Raw genomic sequence first — 21,231 nt, forward strand, 5'->3', positions numbered from 1 at the left:
CTGTCCTTTCCGGCAAATTTAATCTGGCTCAACCAGCATTCTCCACTCCCGCCGCCGGGCGAGCCCATGTATTTGCCTTGCTCCATAAAGGAGCGGTTTATTGATTAGCGGGAATAAAATTCAACCACCATTTGCATGTTCGCAATCGGCTGGATTTCCTGCTGGGAGGGAATACGCATCACGGTACCGCGAAACGCTTCCTTATTCAGGGAAAGCCAATCCGGCACGTTACGACTGGTGGCCGTTTCCAAACTTTTCACCGCCATCTGGCGGGAGACGTTATGGTCTTTGACCTCGATGATATCATTCACCTTGAGCGAATAGGAGGGGATACTGACCTTGCGGCCATTGACCTTGATGTGCCCATGGCCAACCATCTGCCGGGCACCAGAACGAGTGTTGGAGAGTCCGAGGTGGAAAACCACGTTGTCGAGCCGCGTCTCCAAAATTTGGAGCATCTGTTCGCCAGTGACACCACGGCGGCGCACAGCCTGCTCGTACACCTTGCGGAATTGGCGTTCCAGCAGACCATAGAAATAACGAAATTTCTGCTTTTCATTCAAGCCCACGCCGTAATCCGAATGTTTGCGGCGGGATTTGGGACCATGAACGCCGGGACCGTAATTGCGGCGTTCCAGATATTTGTCCGGCCCAAAAATGGGCAGACCAAATTTACGATTAATGCGAGTTCGTGGACCAGTATAGCGAGCCATAATTTAATGCCGGTTAACAGGTGTATTTTTCGGGGTTAGACGCGGCGTTTCTTGCGCGGACGACAACCATTATGAGGGATGGGCGTAACATCCTTGATGACCGAAATTTCCAAGCCGATGGCCTGCAGAGCGCGGATAGCGGACTCCCGTCCGGAACCCGGCCCGCTGACGCGAATTTCCACCTCGCGCAAACCGTGCGCCATCGCCTGGCGAGCGGCTTCCTGCGCCACCTGCTGGGCGGCGAAAGCCGTGCTTTTACGCGATCCTTTATAGCCCACGCGCCCGGCGGTTGCCCAACCGAGCACATTCCCCTGCATATCCGTGACACTGACATGCGTGTTATTAAACGTTGCGGTGATGTGCGCAACGCCACTGACAATATTCTTTGAACCCTTGGCCTTGACCACCTTCTTGCTGGCCATATCGTCGCCCAGCAATTCCGCAGCGGTGGGAGCAGTAGCGGCAACGGGAACGCCGGGAGCGGCGGCCACAACAGTTTCCTCAGGTTTGGCGCCGGTGTCCGGGGCTAGGGCAGCCTTATCCTTCTTTGCGGTTTTTTCGGCGCCCTTGTCGGCGGCTTTATCCTGCCCTTTTGGAGTTTGGGCGGCTTCGAGCTTCCCTTCCTTTTTCTGGGGCGCGGGTTTCTTATCTTGTTTCTCTTCAGACATAAGGTGAAATTAGATTAATGAATGCCGGTCTTGGCGTTCGGGTTGCGAGTGACACCGACGGTCTTGCGCGGCCCCTTGCGGGTGCGCGCATTGGTTTGGGTGCGTTGACCGCGCACGGGCAAACCGCGCAGATGCCGGATGCCACGATACGATTTGATGACCTGCAGGCGCTTGAGATTTAAACCGATTTCGCGGCGTAAATCACCCTCAATGACGTACTTGCCCTCTTGAATGGCATGGACAATCTGCGAGAGTTGCTGCTCGGTTAACTCCTTGGCGCGGATTCCCAAGGGAATCCCCGCCTTTTTCAGGATTTCCAAAGCGTTCGTCGGGCCGATGCCGTACACATAACGGAGCGCAATTTCGATGCGCTTTTCACCCGGAATTTCAACACCAATGATACGTGCCATAAATTATATTAAATCTGTTTAACCCTGGCGTTGTTTGTGACGCGGATTCGAGCAAATAACCCGAATCACGCCCTTACGCCGGACGATCTTGCAATTTTCACACAGTTTTTTTACTGACGCGCGCACTTTCATAACCAAATTATTCTTTCTTCCATTCCAACCGCCCTTTGGATAAATCGCAGGGCGACATCGCTGCCATCACTTTTTCCCCGACGGCAAACCGTACTCCCGCAACCACCGCCCGTTTCGGCAGGTGGCCATAGAAGCGGTGGCCGTTCGCCAACACCACGCGGCATAACCGCTCCGACAAAATCTCTTCTACCGTGCCTTCGGCGCGGATGACATTTTCGCCATGCACGTTAATATCTCAGGTTCGGACTCGGTGACCAGCACCGTGTTCTCGAAATGAGCAGACAGTTGACCATCCGCCGTCACTACTGTCCAGCCATCTTTCAAACGTTTTACGTCCGGCCGTCCCGCATTCACCATCGGTTCAATCGCAATGGTCATCCCTGCCCTCAGTTTAGGCGACGATTTGCCGGGTTCCACAAAATTAGGCACCTGCGGCTCTTCGTGCATTTGCCGTCCCACACCGTGCCCGACAAATTCCCGCACGACACTAAATCCACTGCTTTCCACAAACTGCTGAACGGCACGGGATATATCCACCACCCGGTTACCCGCCAGCGCCTTCCCGATCCCTTGTGCGAGCGCTTGTTCTGTCACATCAAGCAACTGCTGCGCTCGCAGATCACATCCGCCCACCGCCACCGTCCGAGCGTTATCCCCAATATATCCATTATAAAAAACACCCACATCCAAGCTTACCAAATCCCCAAAGACCAACCGACGATCACCCGCCAACCCATGCACCACCTGCTCGTTCACGGAAATGCAAGTATGGCACGGATACTTCATCGCCCCAACCCGGTATCCCAAAAACGCGCTCCGCGCGCCATAACTTTGGATCCGCTCCGCAGCAAAGTTATCCAAGTCCCGGGTGGTCATGCCCGGCTGCGCCACCGCCAACGTTTCTTCCAACACAGCCCGCGCAATCTGGCAGGCCGGTCGCATAGCCTCCAAATCCCGTTCGCTTTTTATCACGATCATGGTCGGTACGGAGTTATGCTCTACATGGCGCGCTCCGATTTGATGCTAACCAGACTTAGAAGCGTCCCTTAAGTCGGCCCTTTTTCAGGAACCCGTCATAATGGCGCATCAATAAATGCGTTTCCATCTGCCGCATGGTATCCAACATTACACCCACCATGATCAACATGCTGGTACCGCCAAAAAACGTGGCCACCGCATACGGCACGCTGATCGCGTTATACAACATAATCGGAATGATGGCGATAATCGTCAGGAACACCGCGCCCGCCAGAGTAATCCGGCTCATGGCGTGATGCAAGAAATCACTGGTTGCCTGGCCGGGACGCACTCCCGGAATATAACCATTGTACTTCTTAAGATCATCCGCGATTTGAATTTCGTTAAATTGCGTGGCCACCCAGAAATAGCTGAAGAACAGGATCATCAAGGCATAAACAATCAGGTAAAGTGCCTGTCCTTCACGCAGATGCATACCCATGCCGGTAAAGGTTTCTTTCAGCCATTTATTGTGCATGATACCGCCAAGGAAGGTAAAAATCTTCTCGGGAAACATGAGGATGGCCTGAGCAAAAATAATCGGCATAACGCCCGCATAATTCACCCGTAACGGCATGAACGACGTGCCACCCTGATAAATTTTACGCCCCACCGCCCGTTGCGCATACTGCACGGCAATCTTTCGCTGGGCTTGCGTCACCGCAATAACGCCAGCAACGACCCCGCACAACAGCAGGATCAACGCCACGCCATGGAAGATATTGAACTTCGCCGCCATTTCGGCCGGCGGGTGGAACATGTCAAAGAGCGCCTGTCCTGCCTGCGGCAACCGGGCCATGATACCAATGGTAATCACCAGCGAAACTCCGTTGCCAATGCCGCGCTCCGTGATCTGCTCGCCCAACCACATGAGCAACAATGTTCCCGTAGTCAAAATCATTGTGGTTTGCAACCGATACCACAACCCTGGGTCTTGAACCAATTTACCGGTGAAATTAGGAAATATGCTCGCCGCATTTTCCCAACCGATCGCCATCACCAAGCCTTGCCCTAAACACAGCATCACCGTCAAATAACGTCCATATTGGATGATCTTGGGGCGTCCGCCTTCTTCCCGTGCCAATTTGCTTAACTTGGGAACTACCGCCGTCAGCAATTGCAGAATAATGGTGGCACTGATATAAGGCATGATCCCTAGCGCACCGATGGCACAACGCTCCAGAGCGCCACCGGTGAACATGCTATACATACCCAACAAACCGCCGCCCCCCTGACGGCTCGCATTATCTTCAAAATATTGCGTCAATGCGGCCCCATCAATCCCGGGAATCGGAATCATGGAGATCAACCGGCAAATAGCCAGTACAGCCAGCGTAAACAAAATCCGGGATTTAAGCTCCGGAATTTTGAAGCAGTTGGTAAAAGTGCTTGCGATTTTGGCGAACATGCGTCAAATGGGTGCGCCGAATATCACTTCTTCGCCTCGGGCGTCGCCGCAACGGGTGGCTTGCGGCCCACCGTTTCGCATACGCCGCCTTTGGCTTCGATTTTGGCCTTGGCGGTCGCGCTGAAGGCGTGCGCCGCCACCGTTAATTTTTTCGTCAGATCGCCCCCACCAAGAATTTTGATGCCGGCACTCTTTCCATTCGCCAGACCGGCAGTGCGTAACACCGTTTCATCCACCCGTGAACCGTCGTCAAAGGCATTTAAATCGGCCAAATTTACCGGTGAGTAAACTGTGGCATGACGGGCATTATTAAAACCACGCTTGGGAACGCGCCGGATAAGCGGCATCTGACCGCCTTCAAAGGTGCTGCGAATTGAACTCCCGGAGCGGGCGGTCTGGCCTTTGCCGCCGCGACCGCTGGTTTTGCCGTGACCACTGGATTCACCTGAACCCAAACGCTTACGGCGATGCTTGGCTCCCGGACGAGGTGTGAGATTGTGTAAACGCATATTACTTTACAATGTTTGTCGGTGCGACCGGTACAACCGGTACGGTGGATATCGCCGGCGCGGCGACGGGTTGCTGCCCGCCAGTTGGCGGCAGGAGGGGCACCGCCTGCGGTTTCTTGATTTCCAGACCACGGCTACGATAAATATCTTCGCGCAAACGCAGTTGTTGCAGCGCGGCCAAGGTGGCTTTGACCACATTGGCGGCATTCTTGGACCCGAGTGATTTCGTCAGCACGTCATGCACTCCAGCCGACTCCAAAACCGAGCGCACCGTCTTGCCGGCGATGATGCCTGTGCCAGGCGAAGCCGGGCGGAGCAACACTTTGGCGCCACCATAAGCGGCGTACACTTCATGCGGAATGGTGGCATCCTTGAGTGATACCGACACCATGCGGGCTTTGGCCACTTCCCCACCCTTGCGGATGGCATCAGCCACCTCGCCAGCCTTGCCCAAGCCAATCCCCACACGGCCTTTCCTGTCTCCGGCAACCACCAGCGCGCTAAAGCTGAACCGGCGGCCGCCCTTGACGACTTTGGCAGATCGGTTGATGAATACAACTTTTTCGGCTAGCTCATCGCCCTTGCCATCCGAACCGTCCCCATCACCGGGACGGCGACGACGCGGACCGCGATCACGATCTCCGCGACCGCCGCCACGCATACCGCCGCGCCCTTCGCGAACGGGTTCCTTGACGACTGAGGTTTCGGGCAACTTGGTGCCTACGTTTGATGGTTCGTTATCTGCCACGGTTAAATCTCCTGGTTAAAATTAGAACTTGAGTCCAGCCTCGCGCGCTGCACGGGCGAGTGCCGCCAGCTTGCCATCCTTGCCCACCAAAACCGGCTTGCCATCCTTGCCGGTTTCAGTTTTCGCGCCACGATACTTGGAAGATCCGCGATCGAATACCACTGCCACAATTCCCTTGGCCTTGGCCATTTCACCCGCCAACTTGCCAATCGCGATGGCACTGACAACATTCGCGGCCAGTTTTTCGCGATTAGGCGCTATCTTGCTGGTGGTGGACAGCGCGACGAGCGTCTTGCCCGCCACGTCGTCAATAAATTGCACGTGAATATTGCGACCAGTGAAACACACGCTCATGCGCGGGCGTTCCGCCGTTCCAGAGATCTTGTTGCGCACCCGAAAGTGGCGCAATTTTGCCAGACGATGTTTGACTTGGACTCTCATGTATATCTTGCGGCCACGGTCTTGGCCGTGACCAATTAATCCTGATTATGACAATGGTTATTGGACGGTCTTGCCTTCCTTACGGACGACCTTTTCACCCACGTAACGCACACCCTTGCCCTTGTAAGGCTCCGGCGGGTAGAAGGATCGCAGTTCCGCTGCAACCTGACCCACCACATGCTTGTCAGGGCCTTCCACAGTAATTTTGGTGTTTTCCTCGACCGTGACCTTGATTTGGTCCGGAATATTATAATTGATGGGGTGCGAATAACCCAAGTTCATGGTAATGACCTTGCCCGCCACCGCAGCCTTGAAGCCAACCCCTTGAATCTCCAGCTTCTTCATAAAACCCTCCGCTACGCCCTTGACCATGTTATTCAGCAGGGCACGTCCCAGCCCATGCATGGCCTTGGCTTCGGCGCTCTCACCTTGGCGGCTAACCAGCGCTTTGCCATCTTGAATGGCAACGGTGGTGTGCGGCGGCAGGTTAAAATTCAATTTGCCCTTGGGGCCTTCGACCGAGACTTTCCGCCCGCTGACCTCGACTTTGACCTTCGGCGGAATACCGATCGGTAATTTTCCAATGCGTGACATAATTCTAAGGTATATAAGTTACCACACGTAGCACAATACTTCGCCGCCCAATTTGTTTTTGCGGGCATCGTTGCCGGTCATGACGCCTTGCGGCGTAGATAGCACGGAAACTCCCAAACCGCCCCGCACGCGGGGTACTTTATCCGCGCCGACATAACAGCGCCGGCCGGGCGTACTGATGCGGCGAAGCCCCTCGATGACGCCCTTGCGCCCCTGGTACTTCAGCTTCAGCTTCAGCTTTTTGATGCTCTTTCCTTCCACTTCGCAATCGGCGATATAGCCTTCCCGCTTCAGGATGAGCGCAAGGCTCTCCTTCAGTTTGGAATGCGGCATATCCACGGTGGGCAACAACGCCAAACTGGCGTTGCGAATGCGGGTTAACATGTCAGAAATCGGGTCGGTCATAACCGTATCAAATGTTCCATTACCAACTGGCTTTGGTGACGCCGGGGATGAGTCCATTCAGCGCCAACTCCCGGAACGTGAGGCGTGAAACGTTGAATTTGCGAATGTACGCGTGGCGACGTCCCGAGACGGCGCAACGATTCACCACCCGTACTGGGCAGGCGTCCTTGGGCAATTTTGCCAGTCCGGCATAATCGCCTTTAGCCTTGAGTTCCGCACGAACAGCGGCGTACTTTTTAACGGTCCGCGCTTTGCGGTTATTCCGTTCAATCCAGGATGTCTTGGCCATATCGTTTATCTTCCTTCTGCAAAGGGCATGCCCATGAGTTTCAACAAGTCCAGCGCTTCCGCGTTGGTAGGCGCGCTGGTGACAATTGTGATGTCCATGCCTTGCGTGCGTTTGATTTTATCGAGTTCAATCTCCGGAAAAATCGTCTGCTCCGCGACGCCGAGCGAATAGTTTCCACTGCCGTCAAAGGACCGGCTGGAAATCCCGCGAAAATCGCGAATGCGCGGCAACGCCGCCGCCACAAGCCGGTCGAGAAACTCATACATCACCTCGCGACGCAGCGTGACATAACAACCCACGGCCTGTCCCTCGCGCAGTTTAAAGTTGGCGATGCTCTTGCGAGACTTGGTGATCACCGGTTTGCGTCCAGTGATCATGGTCAGGTCTTTGGCGGCATCATCCACCGCGCTCTTTTCCAGCGAGGCGGAGACCCCCATGTTAATGACGATCTTTTGTATCCGCGGCACTTCGTGGATGTTTTTGTAACCCCGCTTGGCCTTAAGGGCCGGGATCACTTCGTTAACGTATTTTTCCTGTAATCTTGGTTTCATTGCGCGTTCAAGCAGTTATGGTGGTCGCGTTGCTTCGGTTGTTTGGCCCTCAGGCCTTCGCCGCCGGTTGGACGGCGCCGCGTTTGGCAGCACGCGCGTCATAGCGATCGGCGCGCATCACATTGGACATATGCACCGGCGCCTCGCGTTCCATGATGGTGCCTTGCTGCTGTGCGCCGGCCCGCCCCTTTTTCAGGTGGCGCTTGACCATGCGCACCCCTTCGATCAGGACGGTTTGTTTCAGCGTCTGTACTTCAATGATGCGACCGCGCTTGCCTTTGTCGGCACCCGCAATCACCACCACTTCATCTGCTTTTTTAACGTGAGCTGTCATATCAAACGACCTCCGGGGCCAGGGAAATGATTTTAGTAAATTTCATATCGCGCAATTCGCGGGCAACCGGGCCAAAAATACGGGTTCCGCGCGGATTGCCCTCTTTGTCGAGGATCACAATGGCGTTGCTGTCAAAGCGCAGGTAAGAACCGTCGTTCCGAGCAATGGCCTGGCGGGTGCGCACAACCACGGCATCCACGACCTCACCCTTCTTGACCGTACCATCGGGAGCCGCTTCTTTGATGTGCGCCTTAATGATGTCGCCGACATGGGCATAGCGCTGGTTGCGGTGCAGTACACCAATGGCCGCCGCGCGCTTGGCGCCGGTATTGTCGGCCACGTCCAATATGGAGCGAATTTGTAACATATCCTAGATTCCTTATGCCGCCGAACCGGCGGCTTCGGTATTGCGTTCCACCACTTCCACCAGTCGCCATCGTTTCAACTTGGACTGCGGTCGGGTTTCTTGAATGCGCACGACATCGCCTGGCTTGGCTTCACCCTTTTCGTCGTGCGCGTAAAGTTTCTTGTAACTGGTGACCACTTTTTTAAACTTCGGATGCGGGAAACGGCGTTCAACGCGCACCACAATGGTTTTGGCCATTTTGGAGGCAATGACACTGCCAACACGCTCTTTGCGGTTACCACGGTCAATCTGGTTATTGGCGTCAGACATAATATTTTATCAGGCCGCTTTTTTCTTCGTCAGTGTGGAAATTTGCGTCTCGACCCGCGCAACGTCCCGGCGCAGCGTACGCAACTTGGACGGTTTTTCGAGCTGGCTGCCGGCTTGCTGCAGGCGCAGGTTAAACAGTTCCTGGCGCAGCTCGCGGCCTTTGGCCTGCAGCTCCACCAGCGTCAAATCTTTTAATTCAGACATCTTCATAGGCATCAACCTTCTAGGCGTGACGGTGACGGGAGATAAACTTGGTGTGAATCGGCAGTTTGGTGGCCGCCAAGCGAAGCGCTTCACGCGCAATCTTTTCCGGCACCCCGTCCAATTCAAACAGTATGTTCGCTGGCCGGATGACCGCCACCCAAGATTCCAGCGGTCCCTTGCCGTGACCCATGCGGGTTTCCAACGGCTTTTTAGTGTATGACTTCTGCGGAAACACGCGGATCCACAACTTGCCGCGGCGTTTCATATAACGGCTAATGGCCACGCGTGCTGCCTCCAATTGCTTGGTATCAAGCCAGCAACGCTCCAAGGCTTGCAGCCCAAACTCGCCAAACGCAACCGTATGGCCGCGCGACGCGATCCCGGTGCGGCTGCCCCGGTGCATCTTGCGAAACTTGACTCTGGCTGGAATCATCGACATATCAAAATCCTCAGGCTAATTTCTTAGTTGATGGCTGGGGCGGGCGCAGCCTTTTCTTTGTTTTTACTTTCCGGCTTGTTTTCACCCTTGCAAACCCAGCATTTAATGCCCAGCTTGCCATAAACGGTGCGGGCCTCGGCGAACCCGTAATCAATATTGGCGCGCAGGGTATGCAACGGCACCCGGCCTTCCAAATATTGCTCAACCCGCGCCAACTCGGCACCGCCCAAGCGGCCCGCGCAACGAATGCGAATACCTTCCGCGCCAAAATCCATCGCGGTTTGCACGGCTTTTTTCATGGCCCGGCGGAAGGAAACCCGGCGTTCCAATTGCAGCGCAACGTTTTCGGCCACCAACTGGGCATCCGTCTCCGCGTTCTTAATCTCTTGGATGTCCACGTAAATTTCTTTCCCAGTCATTTTGCCAAGCTCTTCCTTGAGCTTGTCAATTTCAGCACCCTTGCGGCCAATGACCACGCCCGGACGGGCGGTGAAAATCGTGATGCGACAACGATTGGCGGCGCGCTCAATCTGAATTTTGGGTACCGAGGCCCCTTCCAAGCGTTTCTTTAGTTTCTCGCGGATGATATAATCCTCGGCGAGTAATTTGCCGAACTCCTTCTTTTCGGAGTACCACTTGGAGCGCCAGTCTTTGTTGACGGCGAGGCGCAAACCGATTGGATTTGTCTTTTGACCCATAATGTTACTCGTCAGAAACTACGATTTTAATGTGGCAACTGCGTTTGATGATGGGGCCGGCGGAACCACGGGCTTTGGGGGTGAAACGCCGGATGCTGCGGGCCGTCTGGGCCACCGCCTCTTTGACGTATAACTCCGCCGCCTTGGCCTCGAGATTGTTCTCGGCGTTGGCGATGGCGGATTTAAGCGTCTTCGCCACCGCGCGGGCTGATTTGCGCTGCACCGCAGCCAGTTTGGCCTGTGCGACCGCCACGGGCAGACCTTGTATCTGCCGGGTGACCTCGCGCATCTTTTGCGCCGCCATCCGTACGTTCTTGGTGATTGCCTGAACTTCCATACGTTTACTTTGCCTCCGCTTTGGCCGTGTGAGCGCCGTGCTTTTTAAAGGTCCGGGTTGGTGAAAACTCGCCCAGCCGATGGCCGACCATGTTTTCCGTGACAAACACAGGGTTGAAAATTTTACCGTTATGCACATTGAAGGTGAGGCCGACAAAATCCGGCGTGATCACCGATCGGCGCGACCAAGTCTTGATCGGCGTTTTGGACTTGGCGTCCTTAGCCTTCACAATCTTGTCCATCAAGTGGCCGTCAATGAACGGACCCTTTTTTATTGAACGTCCCATAATCGTCAGCTCAAATTAATTATTTATGTTTCATTGGCCTGCCATCCCGGCGGACCAAAATCATCCGGTTGGAGAACTTGCGTTTCACGCGGGTACGATAACCTTTGGGCATCTTGCCATAGGGCGAGCGGAGTTGCAACCAGCCACCGCCTGATTTGGACTTGCCTTGACCACCACCATTGGGATGGTCCACCGGGTTGCGCGCGACACCACGGCTAATCCCGCGAATACCGCGGTGACGGGAACGGCCCGCCTTGCCCAGCTTGATGTTTTCGTGCTCGGAATTGCCCACTTCGCCAATCGTGGCGTAGCAATCTTCGCTTACTTTCCGGATTTCATTTGAAGGCAGCCGCACCAAGGCGTAACCTTGGTCGCGCGACATAAGCATCGCATGGCTGCCAGCGGTCCGCACCATCTGCGCACCCTTGCCATGAATCATTTCCAGATTATGGATTGGCAACCCAACCGGCACCGACTTCAGCGGCAGACTATTACCTACTTCCGGGGCGGCGGTGGGCCCGCTCACCACTTTGGTTCCCACCTTCAAACCGTTGGGCGCCAGAATATAGGTCTTTTCGCCATCCGCGTATTTGAGCAGGGCCAAACGAGCGGAACGACGCGGATCATACTCAATGGCCTCGACCACCGCTTCCATCCCATGCTTTTTACGTTTGAAATCCACAATGCGGATTTTCTGCTTGTGCCCGCCGCCAATGCCACGCGCCGTCACCCGGCCATAGCAGTTGCGACCACCGGTTTTTTTGCGGGTGAATACCAGGTTTTTTTCCGGACGCGACTTGGTAATTTCGTCGAACGAGGATATAGTCATCCAGCGTCGGGACGGCGTCAACGGTCTGTAATTTTTAACAGCCATAACTTAGATGCATTAGGTCAGGTTGATGCGGTCGCCATCTTTCAATTTAACGATGGCTTTTTTCCATTCGTTGGTCCAGCCGCGTTGATGGGTGGATTTCCGACGAATCTTGCCGCGGACGCGTTGGGTCATGACTTTCATCACTTTGACCTTGAAAAGTTCCTGAACGGCCTGCCGAATCTGAGGTTTCGTCGCGCGCGGATCCACCACCACGGTGTACTGGTTGTCCGCAGACTGCCGGGTGCCCTTCTCGGTCACACGCACGGTTTTAATGACTTCAAACGTGTTCATGGCTTTGATTACTTGCTAAGGCGCTCCTCGACCTTCTCGAACGCGAGTTTGGTAAAAACAATCTTATCCGGGCGCAACGCCTGGTAGGTGTTCAGATCGTCGCTGGAGACGACCTCCACATTGGGCACATTCCGTGAAGCCAGACGTAAATTTTGATCCATCGCCTCGATCACGAGAACTACCGATTTTGTCACACCCAAGGCCTTCAAAACGGCTACAAAATCCTTGGTTTTGGATGACGTCAACTTCAGGTCGCCGACAATCAGCACATCGCTGGACTTCAATCGCTCACTCAACGCCTTGCGCAAAGCCAGTTGCTTGGTGGACCCGTTCACTTTTTTTGTAAAATCACGCGGTTTCGGGCCGAACACCACGCCACCCCCGCGCCACAACGGCGAGGCAAATGAACCAGCGCGCGCGCGACCGGTGCCCTTTTGGCGCCATGGTTTTTTGCCCGTGCCGGCGACATCACCCATGGTTTTAGTACAGGCGTTACCGCTGCGCTGAGCAGCTTGATAGGCGACCACGGTATCGTGTACCGCTTGGGTTCCCTTGCCGTTGGCAATTACCGGCAGCTTTACTTCAAACTCGCCGACATCTTTGCCAGCTAAATCTTTAATTGTGAGTTTCATGGCAGCTTACTTCTTTGCGGGGGCGGTGGCAGCAGCGGCCGGTTTCGCGCCAGCTTTACTTTTCTTCAATGGTTGAGCCGGGCCTTTCTTAACCGTGCCTTTGGGCATTTTTTTCGATTCGCGAATGATGACGTAATCGCCTTCCGCACCGGGCATCGAGCCCCGAATCAAAAGAATGTTGTCATCCACGAGCACCTGAACGACTTCCAGATTCTGCACCGTTCGTTGTACCTGTCCCATGTGGCCGGGCATTTTCATACCACGACGCACCGTACCGGGAAACAAACGGCAACCAATGGCACCACCTCGTCGATGCCAGCCCTTGGCACCATGGGTGCTATCACCGCCGGCAAAACCATGACGCTTGACCACACCTTCAAAACCGCGCCCCTTGGTGACGCCAATGGCATCCACAAAGTCACCGACGGCAAACAACGTGGCGCCCACTTTATCACCTGGTTTGACGCTCGCCGTGTAATCGCGAAATTCTTTGATGTACTTAACCGCCACACCATTGTGCCTCTTTATGTGCCCCATCAATGGCTTGGTGACCCGGAATTCTTTTTGATCGTCAAAACCCAACTGCACTGCTTTGTAGCCATCGCTCTCGACGGTCTTGCATTGCAGCACATGGTTGGGGCCGGCAAGCACGACAGTCACGGGCGTAACGACGCCCTTGGCGTCATATACGCGGGTGTGTCCCAGTTTTTTTCCAATGAGTCCCAACATAACAACAATTAAATTTTAATGGTGATATCCACTCCCGCCGGGAGGTTCAATTTCTTCAGTTCGTCCACGGTCTTGGCGGTTGGATCAATAATATCCAGCAGCCGCTTGTGCGTGCGCTGCTCGAACGATTCCATGGACTTTTTATCGGCGTTAGGAGAGCGATTCACGGTAAAGCGCTCAATCCGGGTCGGCAGCGGAATTGGGCCCGCAACTCGGGCACCCGTGCGCTTCACGGTCTCCACAATTTCATGCGACGATTGGTCAATGACCCGGTGGTCAAAGGCTTTTAAACGAATACGAATGCGTTGTCCAGGCATATAAAGAACAATTTAATTAAATATGGTTAACTGCGCGCGGCGGGCTTGTTTTTACTGGAATCCAGCACTTTTTCCAGAATGCTGGCCGGCACTTGTTCAAATGTACTCGGCTCCATCGAGTACGAAGCGCGCCCCTTGGAAAGGGACCGCATTGCGGTGGCATAGCCGAACATTTCTGCCAGCGGCACTTTCGCGGTAACAATCGTGGCGCCACCCTTGGCTTCAATGTTGTGGACATGGCCGCGACGGCGACTGATATCGCCCAGAATATCACCTTGATATTCGTCCGGGGTGGTCACTTCGACCTTCATAATCGGCTCCAGCAAAATCGCGCCAGCTTTCTTGAAGGCGTCTTTCAAGGCAAAAATACCCGCCATCTTGAACGCCAATTCAGTGGAATCCACCTCGTGGAAGGAACCGTCCACGATGGAAATCTTGAGGTCAATCACCTGATAGCCGGCGTACACACCCGACTTGACCGCTTCATTGAGACCGTCAATAACCGGCGAGATGTATTCCTTGGGAATCGTACCACCCACGACCTCATTTAATATTTCGATCCCCTTGCCTCGTTCATTGGGCACCACTTTAATGCAAGCGTGACCGTATTGACCACGACCACCAGACTGCCGGATGAATTTACCTTCACCTTCCGCCATCTTAGTGATGGTTTCGCGGTAAGCAATCTGCGGCGCGCCGGCGTTGGCGTCCACCTTAAATTCACGATGCAGCCGATCCCGGATAATCTCAAGATGCAACTCACCCATGCCAGCAATAATCAATTGGCCGGTCTCATGATTGGTTAATACCTTAAACGTGGGATCTTCTTCCGCCAAGCGCTGCAACCCTTCGGAAAGCTTATCACGATCCGCCGTGGTTTTCGGCTCGACCGCCATGCTAATGACGGGCTCTGGGAACGTCGGCGGCGACAGCGTTACTTCAAAGTCTTCATTCACCAGCGTATCACCCGTGGTAATATTTTTCAAACCGACCAACGCGGCAATATCACCGGCATACACGGTATCCACATCAATCCGCTTATCCGCCTGAATGATCATCACCCGGTTGACGCGCTCGCGTTTGCGAGTGCGAGGGTTATAGATAATTTCGCCTTTTTTCAACGTTCCACTATAGACCCGGAAGAAAACGAGCTTACCCACGTAAGGATCGCTCCACAACTTGAAGGCCAAGGAACAGAATTTGATATTATCGTCGGAAGGGACTTCCACTTTATTATCCGTGCCTGGCTCGTGGCCGATGGCCGCCGGGATGTCAAGCGGCGAAGGCAGGTAGTCCACGACCGCATCCACCAACATCTGCACGCCGCGCTTGCGAAACGCAGATCCTGGCATCACGGGTATCAGTTCAATTTTGCAGGTCAACCGGCGGATAGCGTCCTTCAAGGTGGCGGCATCCACGGGTTTATTCTCGATCACCAACGCCGCGATATGCTCATCTTTGTTGGAGACGGCATCAATTAATTCGGCCAGCGCAAGCTGGGCGCGCTCTTGATCTTCCGCCGGAATTTCTTCGACGGTGTACTTCAGCCCGGGCTCATCCTCGGTATCATATTGGATGGCTTTTTGATTCACCACATCAATGAGGCCGTGAAAATGGTCTTCCTTGCCGATTGGAATATACACGGGATAGGCATACGCCTTGAGCTTTACCCGCATGTCATTCAGCGCGTTTTCAAAATTCGCGCCAGTACGGTCCATCTTATTGATGAACGCGATACGGGGAACCCCGTACTTGCTGGCCTGACGCCAGACGGTTTCCGACTGGGGCTGCACGCCGGCAACTCCGCAGAACACCGCGACCGCGCCATCCAACACGCGCATGGAGCGTTCCACCTCTGCGGTGAAATCCACATGGCCAGGAGTGTCAATAATGTTAATTCGATGTGGCATCCCGGTAAAACTCTTGAAGATGCCGTCGTTCTTCTGGGTCCAATAACAGGTGGTGGCGGCGGAGGTAATGGTAATCCCGCGCTCACGTTCCTGTTCCATCCAGTCGGTGACGGTGTTGCCGTCGTCCACATCACCCATTTTGTGAATGAGTCCCGTGTAGAACAGGATGCGCTCAGTAGTTGTCGTCTTGCCGGCGTCAATGTGCGCCGCAATACCGATATTTCGCGTGCGCTCCATCGCGTACGGCCGGCTGGACGAACTTACTGATTTTTTTTCCGTTACTTGCATTTACGTTCCAATCTAAATTTTTCGTTATAACACAATAAAAACGCCCCGACACATTGCGACCAGCGGGGCGTTGCAACTCTGACTACCAGCGGAAGTGAGCAAAGGCCTTGTTCGCCTGCGCCATCTTATGCACTTCGTCGCGTTTACGAATGACGTTCCCCTGCCCTTGATAAGCTTCCATCAATTCGGCGGCCAGCGCCTCTTTCATCGGCGTGCCTTTGCGGGCATCCGCCGCCGCCACCAACCAACGCACCGCGAGCGACACTTGACGGTCGGTGGTCACTTCCATGGGCACCTGATAGGTGGCTCCGCCCACCCGGCGGGCCTTGGTCTCAATTCGCGGCTTCGCATTATCCACCGCGCGCTGCAAAATTTCCAGCGGGTTGGCCTGCGGATTCTTGGCGACCAGTTGGTCGAAGGCGCCATAAACAATCCGCTGGGCGGTGCTCTTGTTGCCGCTTTTCATCACGGTGTTCACCAGGCGCGTGATCAGCGTACTGTGAAACTTGCTATCCTCGTGCAAAGATCGTTTGGTGGCTTGTCGGCGTCGAGACATGCGGTCGTTATTATTTAAAGGTTAAATCGTTTAAAGGTTTCAATGTCCAACTCACGCGGCGGCCGTATTCGTTTTCGCGGCGGCGACCTTGGCATCCTTGGGCCGCTTGACTCCGTACTTGGAACGGCTGACCCGGCGCTTTTCCACGCCTGCAGCGTCCAAGGTGCCGCGCACAATATGATAACGCACACCGGGCAAGTCTTTCACGCGTCCCCCGCGCACGAGCACAATTGAGTGCTCCTGCAGGTTGTGACCTTCGTCCGGGATATAGGCGATGACCTCATACCCGTTGGTCAGGCGCACCTTGGCGACCTTCCGCATGGCGGAGTTTGGCTTTTTTGGCGTCCGGGTCATGACCTGGATGCACACGCCACGGCGGAAGGGCGAACCAGCCAGGGCCGGAGCCTTGGACTTGCTCTTCAGTTTCGCGCGTCCTTTACGGACAAGTTGGTTAATCGTCGGCATTGCAAATTTCTTTTTCGGTGATACACCCCTCTCCCCACTAGGGGAAAGGAGCGCGGATTATTATCAAGTGTGCGTTAAGTTGCAACAAATATTTTGAGTTTTTTTTGCACTCGGTTTTTCACGGCCGTTTCAGGCCCCGCCCGGAACCACCGGATCCGGGGTTCCCAGCGCCTGCGCCAAGGCCGAAACTGCGGCGTTCTCGACGGGCGCGGGCTCCGGCTCCGGTTCCAGTTCCACCAACGGTTTTAGCTTGATATTCCGGTGCATATCGTAGCCGGTGCCGGCCGGGATGATGTGACCCATGATCACATTTTCCTTGAAACCCCGCAAGATGTCTTTGCGGGACGTGACCGCCGCCTCGGTGAGCACCCGCGTGGTGTCCTGGAAGGACGCCGCGCTCAGGAAGCTGTCCGTCTCCAGCGACGCCTTGGTGATGCCCAGCAGCACGGGCTGGCACTCGGCGGGCTTGCCGCCCATTTTCTCGACGCGCTGGTTTTCCACCTCGAACGCGAGCTTCTCAATCTGCTCGCCCCAGAGAAACCGGGTGTCGCCGGGCTCGGTGATGCGGATCTTGCGGAGCATCTGGCGCACAATGATTTCAATGTGCTTGTCATTAATAGTTACACCTTGCAACCTATAAACTTCTTGCACTTCATTCACCAAATGTTCCTGCAACTCCTGCGCGCCGCAAATGTCAAGAATTTCGTGCGGGTCAATGGGACCTTCCGTCAACTGCTGGCCCCGCTTGACATAATCGCCCTTGAACACGATGACGTGCCGGCCGATCGGGATGAGGTGCTCTTCCTCCTGGCCCGTCTGCGGATCCTTGATGACAATGCAGCGCTTGCCGCGCACGCTTGCCCCAAAATCCACCAGCCCGTCAATCTTGGAAATCTCCGCCGCGTCCTTTGGCCGGCGCGCCTCAAACAACTCGGCCACGCGGGGCAGACCGCCGGTGATGTCCTTGGTCTTCGCGGTTTTGCGCGGCGTCTTGGCCAGCAGTGTGCCGGCCTTGATCTTATCATCCTCGGACACCACGATATGCGCCCCAGACGGAATCGGATAAAACGCGATGGGCTCGCCCGCCTCGTCACTGACCACGATTTGCGGGTGCAAATCCTCCTTGTGATCAATGATCACCATGGCCTCCTGGCCCGTGGTTTCATCCATTTCCTGTTTCATGGTGACTCCCTCGATGATATCGTGGAACTTCACCTTGCCGGATTTCTCGGAGAGAATCGGGACATTGTACGGATCCCATTGGACAAACGGCTCGCCCTTGCGCACCCGCCCTCCGTCCTTCACGGAAATCACCGAGCCAATGACCAGATTATGCGCTTCCAATTCCCGGCCATCCTCAGCCAACACGGAGAGGGAGCCGTTTTTGTTCAGCACAATGCAGTTGCCGTCTTCCAATTCGACGATGCGCAGTTCGTTGAAGCGAGCCACCCCGTCGTGCTTGGATTTGATTTGCGGCTGTTTAAACACCTGGGACGCCGTACCGCCGATGTGGAAGGTGCGCATCGTCAACTGGGTGCCGGGTTCGCCGATGGACTGGGCGGCAATAATACCGACCGCTTCACCAGCCTTCACATGCCCGCCAGTGGCCAGATTGCGGCCATAGCAGCGGATGCACACACCCTGTTTGCTTTCGCAGGTCAGCACCGAACGGATCTTGATGCGTTCAATGCCGGCGTTATCAATCAGTTTGGCCTTGACTTCGTCAATTTCCTCGCTGGCCTTGACGAGCAGACTGCGCGGATTCGTGGGATCAGGAACGTCATCGCACGCAAAGCGGCCAACCAACCGTTCCGGCAGTTTCACCACTTCGTCCTCCCCTTCGTAAATGGACTGGACCCAGATGCCGTTGCTCGTGCCGCAATCCTCCTCCTGGATGATCACGTCCTGGGAAACGTCCACCAACTTGCGGGTCATGTAACCGGAGTCCGCCGTCTTCAGGGCGGTATCGGCCAGACCTTTGCGGGCGCCGTGCGTGGAGATGAAATATTCCAGCACGGTCAGACCTTCGCGGAAGTTCGACAAAATCGGTTTTTCAATGATGTCGCCGCTGGGTTTGGCCATCAAGCCGCGCAGACCGGCCAACTGGCGCACCTGTTGTTTATTGCCCCGGGCGCCGGAATCCACCATCAGGAAGATCGGATTGTACTCCGCCTTGTCTTGATTGCGTTCCAAGGTCTTGATCATGACGCTGGAGATCTGATCCGTGCAATGGGTCCAAATATCAATGATCTTGTTGTAGCGCTCACCGGGAGTGATGATCCCCTTGCGATATTGCTTTTCCACTTCCGCAATCTGTTTCTGCGCAGCCACGATTTCCTGATCCTTTTCCTTGGGAATGATCATATCGTCAATCCCGATGGAAACGCCTGCCCGGGTGGCCTCGCGGAAGCCAAGTTCCTTGAGCCGGTCCAGCATGATCACGGTTTTTTCATGGCCGCAGAATTTATAGCACTTCCAAATGAGATCACCGAGCTGGGATTTATTGCAGGCACGGTTGTAAAAGCCCATTTCCTCAGGCCAGATTTCACTGAAGATGACGCGGCCCACGGTGGTCTCGATGACCTTCTTATTGGGATCGCCAAACAGTCGCTCGCCCTTGCCGAGGTCCGGATTGGCCAGCAAAACACGGCTGTGGGTGCGCAGGTCGCCTTCCGCACAGGCGAAGAGCGCCTCGCTCTTGGAACCAAACAGCATCAAGCGCTCGCCCTCCTTGCGTTTTTGGCGCGGTTCGGCCGTCAGGTAGTAACAGCCCAACGTGATGTCCTGCGTGGGAGTCATGATGGGCTTGCCGCTGGACGGGCTGAAAATATTGTTCGGCGCCATCATCAACAGACGGGCTTCCATCTGAGCCTCAACTGACAACGGCACATGCACCGCCATCTGGTCGCCGTCAAAGTCCGCGTTGTACGCGGTGCAGACCAGCGGGTGAATCCGGATGGCCTCGCCTTCAATCAGCATCGGCTCAAAGGCCTGGATGGAGAGGCGATGCAGCGTTGGCGCGCGGTTCAGGAGCACGGGATGCCCCTTGGTGACTTCCTCCAGAATGTCCCACACCTCGGGGGCCTGGCGTTCGATCATCTTCTTGGCAGAACGCACGGTATGCACGTAGCCCAGCTCCTTGAGCCGGCGGATGATGAACGGCTCAAACAGCACGAGCGCCATCTTCTTGGGCAGACCGCACTGGTTAAGCTTGAGTTCGGGACCGATGACGATTACGGAACGGCCGGAATAATCCACGCGTTTGCCCAGCAGGTTTTGGCGGAAACGTCCGCTTTTGCCCTTGAGCATGTCACTGAGGGACTTCAGGGCGCGATTGCCGGCGCCGGTAACGGCGCGGCCATGGCGGCCGTTGTCGAAGAGCGCGTCCACCGCCTCTTGCAACATGCGCTTCTCGTTGCGGATAATAACCTCGGGAGTCTTGAGGCTGAGCAGCGTCTTGAGCCGGTTGTTGCGGTTGATGACGCGGCGATAGAGATCGTTCAGGTCCGAGGTGGCGAAGCGACCGCCTTCGAGCGGCACCAACGGACGGAGGTCCGGAGGAATGACGGGAAGCACCGTGAGAATCATCCATTCCGGGCGCACTTTGTGCTCGATGAATGCCTGTACCAGCTTGATTCGTTTGGCAATTTTCTTCTTAATTTGCTTGCTCTTGGTCTCCAGCATCCCTTGCTGCAAAAGCTCAATCTGCTTGGGCAGGTTGACATTCGCGAGCGCACAATGGATCGCTTCCGCGCCCATCTTGGCGGTGAAGGCGTCCACGCCGTAGGTTTCGCGCGCCTCTCGGTATTCATGCTCACTCAGCAACTGATGCACCTTGAGCGGCGTGTTGCCTGGGTCAATGACTAGGTAATCCTCGTAGTAAATGATTCGCTCCAAGTTGCGGGCCGTCACGTCGAGCACCAGCCCGATGCGGGAGGGCATGCACTTAAAGAACCAGATGTGGGACACGGGCACCGCCAGTTCGATATGGCCCATGCGCTCGCGGCGAACGCGCGCCAAGGTGACCTCGACGCCGCAACGGTCGCACACAACCCCGCGGTGCTTGATGCGCTTGTATTTGCCGCAGGAGCATTCCCAGTCCTTGACGGGACCGAAAATCCGCTCGCAGAACAAGCCGCCTTTTTCGGGCTTGAACGTGCGGTAATTGATGGTCTCAGGATTCTTGACTTCGCCTTTGGACCAGGAACGGATGGCGTCCGGGGAGGCGAGGGAGATGGCAACATGATCCACTTGGTTCACCTTGTCCAGCCCCAGCAGTTCGCGCGTGGCTTCCTTCGTGCTCATAATGT

At 55.4% G+C, this 21,231-nt stretch carries 31 protein-coding genes; all 31 read right to left on the minus strand.

Annotation, left to right across the window (positions count from 1 at the left end):
* Positions 1–104: 104 nt before the first annotated feature.
* The 31 genes from rpsD to rpoC all read right to left on the minus strand — a co-directional run bounded on the left by rpsD (position 105) and on the right by rpoC (position 21,226).
* Positions 105–713 (minus strand): 30S ribosomal protein S4, encoded by a 609-nt coding sequence (gene rpsD, locus WCO56_01670; protein MEI7728245.1) that lies wholly within the window; start codon positions 711–713, stop codon positions 105–107.
* 35 nt (positions 714–748) lie between these two features.
* Complete coding sequence (rpsK, locus tag WCO56_01675) at positions 749–1,381, minus strand: 30S ribosomal protein S11 (GenBank protein MEI7728246.1); 633 nt, start codon at positions 1,379–1,381, stop codon at positions 749–751.
* A gap of 14 nt (positions 1,382–1,395) precedes the next feature.
* Entirely contained in the window at positions 1,396–1,791 is a 396-nt protein-coding gene (gene rpsM / locus WCO56_01680) for a 30S ribosomal protein S13 (protein MEI7728247.1), read from the minus strand.
* 18 nt (positions 1,792–1,809) lie between these two features.
* On the minus strand, positions 1,810–1,923 hold the full coding sequence (gene rpmJ, locus WCO56_01685; protein MEI7728248.1) for a 50S ribosomal protein L36: 114 nt from the start codon (positions 1,921–1,923) through the stop codon (positions 1,810–1,812).
* A 7-nt stretch (positions 1,924–1,930) separates the two neighbouring features.
* Entirely contained in the window at positions 1,931–2,149 is a 219-nt protein-coding gene (locus WCO56_01690; GenBank protein ID MEI7728249.1) for a translation initiation factor IF-1, read from the minus strand.
* Positions 2,110–2,901: a type I methionyl aminopeptidase gene (gene map / locus WCO56_01695; protein MEI7728250.1), complete on the minus strand. Its 792-nt coding sequence runs from the start codon at positions 2,899–2,901 to the stop codon at positions 2,110–2,112. The genes WCO56_01690 and map overlap by 40 nt, the downstream gene beginning before the upstream one ends.
* A 55-nt stretch (positions 2,902–2,956) precedes the next feature.
* Positions 2,957–4,348 carry a preprotein translocase subunit SecY gene (gene secY, locus WCO56_01700; protein ID MEI7728251.1) on the minus strand — a complete coding sequence of 464 codons (1,392 nt, stop codon included), beginning with the start codon at positions 4,346–4,348 and terminating at the stop codon, positions 2,957–2,959.
* Between the two features lie 23 nt (positions 4,349–4,371).
* Positions 4,372–4,857 carry a 50S ribosomal protein L15 gene (gene rplO, locus WCO56_01705; GenBank protein ID MEI7728252.1) on the minus strand — a complete coding sequence of 162 codons (486 nt, stop codon included), beginning with the start codon at positions 4,855–4,857 and terminating at the stop codon, positions 4,372–4,374.
* A gap of 1 nt (position 4,858) precedes the next feature.
* Positions 4,859–5,518 (minus strand): 30S ribosomal protein S5, encoded by a 660-nt coding sequence (rpsE, locus tag WCO56_01710; GenBank protein ID MEI7728253.1) that lies wholly within the window; start codon positions 5,516–5,518, stop codon positions 4,859–4,861.
* 108 nt (positions 5,519–5,626) lie between these two features.
* A complete protein-coding gene (locus WCO56_01715; protein MEI7728254.1) occupies positions 5,627–6,046 on the minus strand; it encodes a 50S ribosomal protein L18 in 420 nt (139 codons plus the stop codon).
* Positions 6,047–6,103: 57 nt separating this feature from the next.
* Positions 6,104–6,640, minus strand: a complete 537-nt coding sequence (gene rplF, locus WCO56_01720) for a 50S ribosomal protein L6 (GenBank protein ID MEI7728255.1) — start codon at positions 6,638–6,640, stop codon at positions 6,104–6,106.
* A gap of 18 nt (positions 6,641–6,658) precedes the next feature.
* Entirely contained in the window at positions 6,659–7,045 is a 387-nt protein-coding gene (gene rpsH, locus WCO56_01725; protein ID MEI7728256.1) for a 30S ribosomal protein S8, read from the minus strand.
* A 19-nt stretch (positions 7,046–7,064) separates the two neighbouring features.
* On the minus strand, positions 7,065–7,334 hold the full coding sequence (gene rpsN / locus WCO56_01730; protein MEI7728257.1) for a 30S ribosomal protein S14: 270 nt from the start codon (positions 7,332–7,334) through the stop codon (positions 7,065–7,067).
* A 5-nt stretch (positions 7,335–7,339) separates the two neighbouring features.
* Positions 7,340–7,885, minus strand: a complete 546-nt coding sequence (gene rplE, locus WCO56_01735; protein MEI7728258.1) for a 50S ribosomal protein L5 — start codon at positions 7,883–7,885, stop codon at positions 7,340–7,342.
* A 49-nt stretch (positions 7,886–7,934) separates the two neighbouring features.
* Positions 7,935–8,219 (minus strand): 50S ribosomal protein L24, encoded by a 285-nt coding sequence (rplX, locus tag WCO56_01740; GenBank protein ID MEI7728259.1) that lies wholly within the window; start codon positions 8,217–8,219, stop codon positions 7,935–7,937.
* A gap of 1 nt (position 8,220) precedes the next feature.
* On the minus strand, positions 8,221–8,586 hold the full coding sequence (rplN, locus tag WCO56_01745; GenBank protein ID MEI7728260.1) for a 50S ribosomal protein L14: 366 nt from the start codon (positions 8,584–8,586) through the stop codon (positions 8,221–8,223).
* Between the two features lie 12 nt (positions 8,587–8,598).
* Positions 8,599–8,895: a 30S ribosomal protein S17 gene (rpsQ, locus tag WCO56_01750; protein MEI7728261.1), complete on the minus strand. Its 297-nt coding sequence runs from the start codon at positions 8,893–8,895 to the stop codon at positions 8,599–8,601.
* Between the two features lie 9 nt (positions 8,896–8,904).
* Positions 8,905–9,105: a 50S ribosomal protein L29 gene (rpmC, locus tag WCO56_01755; protein ID MEI7728262.1), complete on the minus strand. Its 201-nt coding sequence runs from the start codon at positions 9,103–9,105 to the stop codon at positions 8,905–8,907.
* A gap of 13 nt (positions 9,106–9,118) precedes the next feature.
* The gene (rplP, locus tag WCO56_01760; GenBank protein ID MEI7728263.1) at positions 9,119–9,538 is read right to left on the minus strand and encodes a 50S ribosomal protein L16; all 420 of its coding nucleotides are present in this window, start codon (positions 9,536–9,538) and stop codon (positions 9,119–9,121) included.
* A 23-nt stretch (positions 9,539–9,561) separates the two neighbouring features.
* Positions 9,562–10,236 carry a 30S ribosomal protein S3 gene (gene rpsC, locus WCO56_01765; GenBank protein MEI7728264.1) on the minus strand — a complete coding sequence of 225 codons (675 nt, stop codon included), beginning with the start codon at positions 10,234–10,236 and terminating at the stop codon, positions 9,562–9,564.
* A 4-nt stretch (positions 10,237–10,240) separates the two neighbouring features.
* Positions 10,241–10,573, minus strand: a complete 333-nt coding sequence (gene rplV / locus WCO56_01770; GenBank protein ID MEI7728265.1) for a 50S ribosomal protein L22 — start codon at positions 10,571–10,573, stop codon at positions 10,241–10,243.
* Between the two features lie 4 nt (positions 10,574–10,577).
* Positions 10,578–10,859 (minus strand): 30S ribosomal protein S19, encoded by a 282-nt coding sequence (gene rpsS / locus WCO56_01775; GenBank protein ID MEI7728266.1) that lies wholly within the window; start codon positions 10,857–10,859, stop codon positions 10,578–10,580.
* Between the two features lie 19 nt (positions 10,860–10,878).
* The gene (rplB, locus tag WCO56_01780) at positions 10,879–11,733 is read right to left on the minus strand and encodes a 50S ribosomal protein L2 (GenBank protein ID MEI7728267.1); all 855 of its coding nucleotides are present in this window, start codon (positions 11,731–11,733) and stop codon (positions 10,879–10,881) included.
* 12 nt (positions 11,734–11,745) lie between these two features.
* On the minus strand, positions 11,746–12,024 hold the full coding sequence (gene rplW, locus WCO56_01785; protein ID MEI7728268.1) for a 50S ribosomal protein L23: 279 nt from the start codon (positions 12,022–12,024) through the stop codon (positions 11,746–11,748).
* A gap of 8 nt (positions 12,025–12,032) precedes the next feature.
* Positions 12,033–12,656, minus strand: a complete 624-nt coding sequence (gene rplD, locus WCO56_01790) for a 50S ribosomal protein L4 (protein MEI7728269.1) — start codon at positions 12,654–12,656, stop codon at positions 12,033–12,035.
* A 6-nt stretch (positions 12,657–12,662) separates the two neighbouring features.
* On the minus strand, positions 12,663–13,385 hold the full coding sequence (rplC, locus tag WCO56_01795; protein MEI7728270.1) for a 50S ribosomal protein L3: 723 nt from the start codon (positions 13,383–13,385) through the stop codon (positions 12,663–12,665).
* Positions 13,386–13,393: 8 nt separating this feature from the next.
* Positions 13,394–13,702, minus strand: coding sequence for a 30S ribosomal protein S10 (gene rpsJ, locus WCO56_01800; GenBank protein ID MEI7728271.1), 309 nt, complete (start codon positions 13,700–13,702; stop codon positions 13,394–13,396).
* A 26-nt stretch (positions 13,703–13,728) separates the two neighbouring features.
* Positions 13,729–15,900, minus strand: a complete 2,172-nt coding sequence (gene fusA / locus WCO56_01805; GenBank protein MEI7728272.1) for an elongation factor G — start codon at positions 15,898–15,900, stop codon at positions 13,729–13,731.
* A gap of 82 nt (positions 15,901–15,982) precedes the next feature.
* Positions 15,983–16,456 carry a 30S ribosomal protein S7 gene (gene rpsG / locus WCO56_01810; protein MEI7728273.1) on the minus strand — a complete coding sequence of 158 codons (474 nt, stop codon included), beginning with the start codon at positions 16,454–16,456 and terminating at the stop codon, positions 15,983–15,985.
* A gap of 51 nt (positions 16,457–16,507) precedes the next feature.
* On the minus strand, positions 16,508–16,921 hold the full coding sequence (rpsL, locus tag WCO56_01815; protein ID MEI7728274.1) for a 30S ribosomal protein S12: 414 nt from the start codon (positions 16,919–16,921) through the stop codon (positions 16,508–16,510).
* Between the two features lie 129 nt (positions 16,922–17,050).
* Entirely contained in the window at positions 17,051–21,226 is a 4,176-nt protein-coding gene (gene rpoC / locus WCO56_01820) for a DNA-directed RNA polymerase subunit beta' (protein ID MEI7728275.1), read from the minus strand.
* Between the last annotated feature and the right edge of the window lie 5 nt (positions 21,227–21,231).

Source organism: Verrucomicrobiota bacterium, from assembly GCA_037139415.1.
Lineage (GTDB): Bacteria > Verrucomicrobiota > Verrucomicrobiia > Limisphaerales > Fontisphaeraceae > JBAXGN01.